The following is a 7,978-nucleotide window of genomic DNA, read 5'->3' as shown; positions in this document are numbered from 1 at the left end:
AAATCATTTATGCAGTAGCAGAAGATGAAAATCATCAGACCATTACTGTGGATGGTAAAAATGTTGAAAAACAAGTGAAATTATCTGTGCTAGGAGAAGATACAAACTATCAACTATCTCCAGATGAATATATTTTAGGAACTCAATATATCACAGGGATCTATGATAATGACCAAGCGGATCATTTAAGCTTACGTGTCGACGGGAAAATCGTAAATACTATTTATCCAGATCAATCTTCTAATGAATTCAAAATGTATGCTAATTCTGTCACGTCTACTGATCAAAAAGTGGATGTATTAGAGTACAATGGGGATGAGTTATTAGTTACAAAAACGGTGACAATAAAAGCTCCAGAAGAAGTGACATATAATCTAAGTGCTAATGATTACACTATCGGAGACACGTATGTTACTGGTGAATATGATAACCAATATGCAGATACTGTGAAATTAATTGTAGATGATAAAGTAGTCAAATTATCCCATCCAGATTTATCTCAAAATAGCTATAAAATTATAGCAAATAGCTTTATTGACTCAATGGCTCATGAAGTTTATATTGCTGAATACAAAGGATCACAAGAGTTATCTAGAGTGAAAGTTAACTTAAATGAACCGAAAGTCTATGAAATTGATCCGGACATTTATCATTTAGGCGAGGCTTCAATTACAGGGAAGTGGAACTCAAATGATGATTCTGTTAAGTATGTAAGTTTGTATGTTAACGATCAACGTGTGTCTATTAATGCATTAAACGAAGATGGGACATTTAATATTAATACTAAAAATACCATTAAAGCTCCTACCGACAAAGTGGAATTACAACTAGCTGATGCCAATAAATTAGCAGTAGGTGATAAAGTTCCTGTTACGGTTCAAAAAAATGACTATAAATTAAAAATTGATGATTATACTTTGGGAGATGCCAAAGTGACTGGAACATTTGATAGTCGATATACTACTGATAAAGATCAAATACAATTAGTCATTGATGGAACAGTGACAAAACAAGTAGTATATAAAGCCACAGATACTAATCCAGGAAAAGAAAATGAAGCATTCACGATTGTAGTCAAAGGATTGATTACAGATAAAAATCAAAAAGTTGTTGTTCGTCATATGAAAGACGGCGAAGTAGTTGTTGAAAAAGATTTGACAATTAAATAATGTAGTTCATTTGATTCAATCGATTTATGCATTTATCTTTATTTTTAATAAAAATAGATCTTTTATGTGAAAAAGCTCCTTAAAAATTTTATTTTTAATTTAATTGAAAAAAGTACGTGGATTATTGTTAAAATAGTCCACGTACTTTCTTGCTAAATTCATATTAATTTATGTCATTAAAATTAGTTATTATTATCAGGAATAACAGACATAGATGATGTCAAACTCATTAAGTTACTTGTAAAAGTGTCTGCACTCTTCATATAAATCTTGCATTCCTCTTTATATCTACTTAATTTATGAAGATCTGTAGGAGTAACATTGAATGTTCCATATTTATTTGCAGAGACTGTAATATAATCATTGAAGTTTTCGCTTGTACTTACAAAAATATTAGAGTTTGGATAAGCAGATCCAGTAATATCATCGTTATATAAAACAGCTCCAGTATTTCCATTCAAAACAGCTCGGGTGATTATTGGTTTTTGATAATTTGCTTTTACCATAGTTGTTTGACTAAATGTAGTTCCTGAAGCATCACCACAGCGTACATAAATAGTATCACCAGGTTGAACATTCCAACTATAGAAATAAGAAGCAGAAATACTAAATGCGCCAGTACTGTAATTTGTTCTGACTGTTTTTTTGCTTTCTTTAAAATCACTTGTTTTTGAAATATACACTGTAGATCCTGGTGTTGCAGTACCTTTCATAGTACCAGAAACTCCTACATAGTAAGGGTCAACTTTCGGCGAAGTATAATTTGTTGCACTAGATACGACATTTGGAGTAATCGTATCTGCTGAAATTACCCCTGTGTTAATTAATGGAGTTGCCAATACTCCTGCTGCCATAAATACTTGTAATAATTTTTTTCTAGATTTACTTGCTTTAAATTTTTTAGACATGTTATCATTCCTTCGTGTTTTATTGTTATTATAATAACGGATTTATTATAATGTATAGGTTCCGTATTTATTGTTCGATAATTGTATCATTATAATACATATATTAATCAAATATTCTTATACACTAAATATTTTTTCATAACAAAAAAGATAGTATTTTTTATTATAAACGACATTAATTTACATTTGATAATATTTTTTATGTTTGCTTTTTTAAAGGGAAGTATACTATAGGAGATATAGAAAAGTGATTTTGTAAAGAATATGGGGTTATAATAAGAACTAATAATAATGGTAAAAGAAACAGTTTGTCTGTGAGAATTAGTTATGTAATTATTAGAAGTTTAGTTATAAAAAATAGATTGAATAATTACTATTCCTAATGATCAGTTGATGATATTTATATTTTGTATAATATACTGAATAAATCTATTTTAAAAAGGATTTTCTGATTAAGATTTTTAAAAAATATGATAAATATAGGTCGTTTTGTCTAATCAGCATTTTTCAATATGAGAAATTAAATTATGTTGATCTTAAATACTTTATCTCTGTTTTTATGCGATTAATCAAGATAATAGTATATAAACAAGAAACTTAATTGTTTATTTAAATTTGAAATACTGTTAATAGTTGTCTGTTTTGTACTTAGCGATATATTTTTGGGGAAATGGTTTTAGCGAGGACAAAAAACTATTGGAAGTAGCAACCAATAAAAAAATTATTCAGTTCCAAAACTAGATGCTACATTTCGATTTATGTATCCTATTGTAAAATTCATCAATTCAACCTACACTGGTTACATTATTGACCAGTTATCCTTAATTTTTTTGTAGATACTCAATAGTATAAACACTTAAACAAGTAGAAATAAAGATTGCTTACCGTTGATTTTTAGACTTTTTTTCATTATGTGAAAAAGCTAGTAAACATATGAGCCTTGCTTTATAATGTAATTGTAGAAAAGTGGAAAGATGGTGGCTAATCTCTTGAAAAAGGGGTGATGCCTATGGTTTATAGCTTTATCCCTAGAAAGGAATAGCGTGTGTCAACTTTTGAAGCAATTCAGCTGATGATCGCTTTTGCGACATTAGTCTTGCTGATAATTGACCATAAAGACCAAAAAAAGTAACCATCTTCTAACTTTGGCGAGTTAAGATGGTTACAGTATACACTTAATAATGCTACCGTCTTTTTAACGGTTCTACATCGGACGTGTTGGTAGCACGTCCTTTTTCTATGTTAATTATAGCATGAAGAAAAATAAAATCAATCAATGATCACTCATCAAGCGATCTTTTTATTTGGAAGAATGATGTCTTCATCATAAATGATGATTTACTTCTTTTAAAGTGGAATCTTTTTATGACATATTTAAAATAGAAAGAGAAAAGAAGATACATAAATGAGAAAGATTTTTCTTTAGAGAAAAAGCACTAAATGTGCCACTCAATAAGATTTTTCTCCTATTTCTTTGCTATAAAAGTAAGAAAGCCATCTCTTTTTATGAGATGACCCAAAATAATTAGTGATACAAACTATTTTTTCGTTAAATGGTACAAGCAAATAATTGTCATTAACATGGCAAATAGACTGTTAAAGAACAAATTAATGAAAAAGCTTGTAGTACCAGAAATAATCGTATTGATAGCAATTGCAAAGATAAAAGTAGATAAAAGCAATACAAATACTAGGATTTTACGATGTTTTGTCCATTTTTTGACAAAACGGCAACATATTAGAAAAAATGCAAAGTAAGGAATCCAAAATAAAAGTATGGCAATTAATAACATTTATGACACCTCTGTATCCCCCACAAATTAAATTTATCAAAATGAAGATAAAGAAACGAATAAAATGCTTACACTATTTTTTATTTTTAATCGAAAGTCATAAATGTGAGGAAAAATAAGTTCATTGTAAAGTACTGTGTATAAATACTTCTCTCTTGTTGTGTTAAATTTTTTCTTTTTCTCTTAAAGAATAAGAAAAATGATCGACAAAATTATCTATAATAAAATTATTCTTAGGAAAGGAGCTAATTTGATATGAAAAAAAGAAATATGCTATTAACTACATTGTTATTAAGTGTCCCTATGGCTATGTCTACTGTAGTAAATGCTGAGTCGGTACTTAAAAATGAAAACGCATCATCAGTAACGATGGAATCGATTAAAGCAAAAAAATATTTTTGGACAGATTCATCAATTGAAGGAAAAGTATTTGCCAATAAATACAATCGTGTGGGTTTACTAATAGATGGCAAGTTACAAAGTCAAGCAGATGTAAAGAGTGATGGTACCTTTAAGTTTTCTACAAGAGGATTAGGACTCACTTCTTCTGATAAAACTTTTGAAATTGTCGGAATTGACGAGACAGGGCAATTTGGTGAAAAAGTCAATTGTAAAGTTTATCCTAAACTGAATAAAGACTATCAAATGACTGTCTCTTCTTATAAATTAGGTGAAGATAAAATTTATGGAACGAACGAAGCTGGAATTGATACTGTTGCATTAAGAATCAATAATAAAGTTGTTAGAAAAGTGACAACAGTCCTTGAAGCAAATGGAAAAGAAATTTATTCCCTTTTTGCAAAAGATAAAGTATTAAAGAAAACAGATAAAGTAGAAATTGTAGGCTATGATAGTTCAGGAAATACACGAACAGTCTTAGCGGTTAAAGTCAATCAATAATTTCTAAGACCACTTTATGTGAAGTGATTTCAAGTTTTAGACAAAGTACTTATTTAGTGTTTTGTCTTTTTTGTTTTTTCAAGTAGTAATATAATTTGGTTGTGCATTTAGGTTTTCCTATTAAGAAATGGATAGATAGTTATAAAATATTTTTACTCTTGATAACTGGATTTCTGAGATCATTTATTACGTTAAAAAATAAAACAAATAACGTCAAGAAACTTGGTATCAATAAAAGTGATCAAGTTGAACCAGCTAAGAAAACGTCATAAAAGAAGATAAATAAAAATTAATCAATGGTACCTTCAAAGAAATGGATTTATTTTGTTAAAAGCTTTCGAATTTACCACAATAATATGGTCGTGGAGAATAACTGTTATCTAGGGCACAAATACATAAATCAATTTTTAGAATTTGATGTTCACAAAAGTGAGCGTAGATGAATAAATTATTCGGTTATCCTTTCTAAGTCTCTAGTTAGAATCATTAAAAACGAAGGGGATTTACAATAAAGGAGGAGTAAAAATAAATGAATAAGAAGAAACAAATTCGACTTGCATCTTCGATTTTAGCAATTAGTCTATTAACAAGTACCTCAATACAAACATCTCAAGTATATGCTCAAGGAGGAGTTAGACACTCAAATAGAGTGATCTCTGAAAAAAATTCAAAAGGAGAAAAAATTAATATTGTGAATGGTGATTTTGAATCACCTGTTATAGAGGGGGGATATCCTAAATTTTATTCTCAAGAAGACTTTCCAGGATGGAAGACAACTGCTTCTGATGGGAAAATAGAGTTACAGCCCAATGGTTTTGAAGATACAACAGCTAGTAGTGGAAAACAATGGGCAGAACTTAATGCCAATGTTCCAGGAGCTCTTTACCAAGATATTCCAACGACACCTGGATCAGTTATCTACTGGCAGATTTCCCACAGAGGAAGAAAAGGTGTGGATACAGCAGTAGTAAAATTTGGTGCACCAGGAAGTAGTTTGGAAACAATTGAAACCATGAAAACAGGTAAAGAATGGAAAACTTATAGTGGCTATTATACTGTTCCAGAAGGTCAAACAACTACACGCTTTCAATTTGAAGCAGTAAGTACTGCAACAGGTGATAACAGTACAGGAAACTTAATCGATAATGTTGTATTTACAAATGAATTTACACCTACTGAAGAGGCAGAACCAGTTACGGTTAACTATATAGATGAAAATGGTAATCAATTAGCTCCTTCCGATACTTTGACAGGAAAAATTGGAGAAAATTATCAAACAAAACCGAAAGAGATCGAAAATTATGTTCTAAAAGAAACGCCGAAAAATGCTAACGGAATTTTTAGTAATGAAGCACAAACAGTCAATTATGTGTATGAAAAAGCAGAAGGTGGGACTGTCACAGTCAACTATGTAGATGAAGATGGAAATGCGTTAGCCGACCCCGACACGTTAACAGGAAAAATCGGCGAAAGCTATGAAACGAAGCCAAAAGAAATTAAAGGCTATGTCTTAAAAGAAACCCCGAATAATGCGAAAGGAACGTTTAGTGACCAAGCGCAAACCGTCACATATGTATATGAAAAAGCAGAAGGCGAAACTGTCACAGTTAACTACGTAGACGAAGAAGGAAATGCGTTAGCCGATCCCGACACCTTAACAGGAAAAATCGGCGAAAGCTATGAAACGAAGCCAAAAGAAATTAAAGGCTATGCCTTAAAAGAAACCCCGAATAATGCGAAAGGAACGTTTAGTGACCAAGCGCAAACGGTCACATATGTGTATGAAAAAGCAGAAGGTGAAGCTATCACAGTCAACTATGTAGATGAAGAAGGAAATGCGTTAGCCGATCCCGACACCTTAACAGGAAAAATTGGCGAAAGCTATGAAACGACACCAAAAGAAATCAAAGATTATGTCCTAGAAGAAACACCAGATAATGCGAAAGGAACGTTTAGTGATCAAGCACAAACAGTCACATATGTATATGAAAAAGCAGAAGGCGAAACAGTCACAGTTAACTATGTAGATGAAGCTGGAAATGCGTTAGCCGATCCCGACACCTTAACAGGAAAAATCGGAGAAAGCTATGAAACGACACCAAAAGAAATCAAAGATTATGTCCTAGAAGAAACACCAGATAATGCGAAAGGGACGTTTAGTGATCAGGCACAAACGGTGACGTATGTGTATGAAAAAACAATAGAAACAGCAGTAAACGATTATTTAAATAATAATTATGTAAATAATAGTGTAAACTTGTCAAATGAAAAAACTACTAGTAAAAATAATGAAACACCAAAAATCTATCCTCAAACAGGCGAAAAACAAAATGTTTCTAACTTTCTTTCTCTTTCAGGCGTAATGACTTTAGTTTTAGCAGCATGGATCTACCTAAAACGTAAATTGAAAAATAACGAAATCGAATAGAACTCATTTGTGAATGTTAAAAATAGATTCTATAGTTAAAGATCAAACTGTCATAATTGATCACTAATGAAGATGGTACATTTAGTGTGAATACCAAAAATACAATTAAAAAGCCTACTGATAAAGTCGAGGTACAATTGGCCGATACAAATAAAGTAGCTGTAGGGGAAAAAATTCCTGTCACCGTTCAAAAGAGTGATTATCAATTACATTTAAATGATTATACGTTGAATGATGCAAAAGTGACAGGCACTTTTGATAGTCGCTACACTACGAATAAAGATCAGCTACAATTAGTCATTAACGGCAAGGTAGCAAAACAAGTCGTTTATAATGCAACAGATACAGCTCCAGGAAAAGAGAATGAAGAGTTTGCGATTGTAGCAAGAGGATTGATTACAGACAAAAATCAACAAGTCATCGTTCGCCATATCAAAGACGGTCAAACAGTTGTTGAACAAAAATTGACAATCAAATAAATCTAATTTGAGCTGAATTGATCGATTGGTCAATTCAGCTTTATCTGTAAATATACAACAAGAATAGCTCTTTTATAGGAAAAAATTAAAGGACTGTTTTTATATTTAAAACAAGCAAAACATTGGTATTGATAAATAAAGTAGGCTGATAAAAATATGAACGAATCCTTTAATTAATAAATACTAGAAAAGTAGCTGAAAAACAATATCTAGTTCTGTAAATTAAAGATTTCCTTTTATGATTCCATTTATTGAACTTAAAGAAAGCGGGAAATGATGTAAAGTTCATTCGTGGTTTAGA

At 30.9% G+C, this 7,978-nt stretch carries 6 protein-coding genes; 5 read left to right on the top strand and 1 reads right to left on the bottom strand.

Translation table 11 applies throughout. The annotated features are described in order from the left end of the window. On the top strand, positions 1-1,169 hold a 1,169-nt coding region (locus EVI01_RS13720; RefSeq protein WP_371859421.1), incomplete at its 5' end, for an immunoglobulin-like domain-containing protein. Positions 1,170-1,351: 182 nt separating this feature from the next. On the opposite strand, the gene EVI01_RS10530 is transcribed toward EVI01_RS13720, so the two are convergent. Beyond that, positions 1,352-2,077 (bottom strand): hypothetical protein, encoded by a 726-nt coding sequence (locus tag EVI01_RS10530; protein ID WP_010752263.1) that lies wholly within the window; start codon positions 2,075-2,077, stop codon positions 1,352-1,354. 1,045 nt (positions 2,078-3,122) lie between these two features. Between EVI01_RS10530 and EVI01_RS14290 the strand changes: the two genes are divergently transcribed. From EVI01_RS14290 to EVI01_RS10515, 4 genes are all read left to right on the top strand, one after another. Then, positions 3,123-3,209: a putative holin-like toxin gene (locus EVI01_RS14290; RefSeq protein WP_219842351.1), complete on the top strand. Its 87-nt coding sequence runs from the start codon at positions 3,123-3,125 to the stop codon at positions 3,207-3,209. 916 nt (positions 3,210-4,125) lie between these two features. After that, positions 4,126-4,770, top strand: a complete 645-nt coding sequence (locus EVI01_RS10525) for an immunoglobulin-like domain-containing protein (protein WP_010752261.1) — start codon at positions 4,126-4,128, stop codon at positions 4,768-4,770. 529 nt (positions 4,771-5,299) lie between these two features. Continuing rightward, complete coding sequence (locus tag EVI01_RS10520; protein ID WP_146811666.1) at positions 5,300-7,198, top strand: MucBP domain-containing protein; 1,899 nt, start codon at positions 5,300-5,302, stop codon at positions 7,196-7,198. Between the two features lie 86 nt (positions 7,199-7,284). Beyond that, positions 7,285-7,677, top strand: a complete 393-nt coding sequence (locus EVI01_RS10515; protein ID WP_025480725.1) for a hypothetical protein — start codon at positions 7,285-7,287, stop codon at positions 7,675-7,677. Positions 7,678-7,978 lie beyond the last annotated feature (301 nt).

This window comes from Enterococcus villorum, from assembly GCF_007990225.1.
GTDB classification, from domain to species: Bacteria; Bacillota; Bacilli; order Lactobacillales; family Enterococcaceae; genus Enterococcus_B; species Enterococcus_B villorum.
This window is presented reverse-complemented; position numbering and strand designations above follow the sequence as displayed.

Coding starts and splice junctions, on each gene's coding strand:
- EVI01_RS10525 (WP_010752261.1), top strand. CDS start 4,126: ATGAAAAAAAGAAATATGCTATTAACTACATTGTTATTAAGTGTCCCT.
- EVI01_RS10530 (WP_010752263.1), bottom strand. CDS start 2,077: ATGTCTAAAAAATTTAAAGCAAGTAAATCTAGAAAAAAATTATTACAA.
- EVI01_RS10520 (WP_146811666.1), top strand. CDS start 5,300: ATGAATAAGAAGAAACAAATTCGACTTGCATCTTCGATTTTAGCAATT.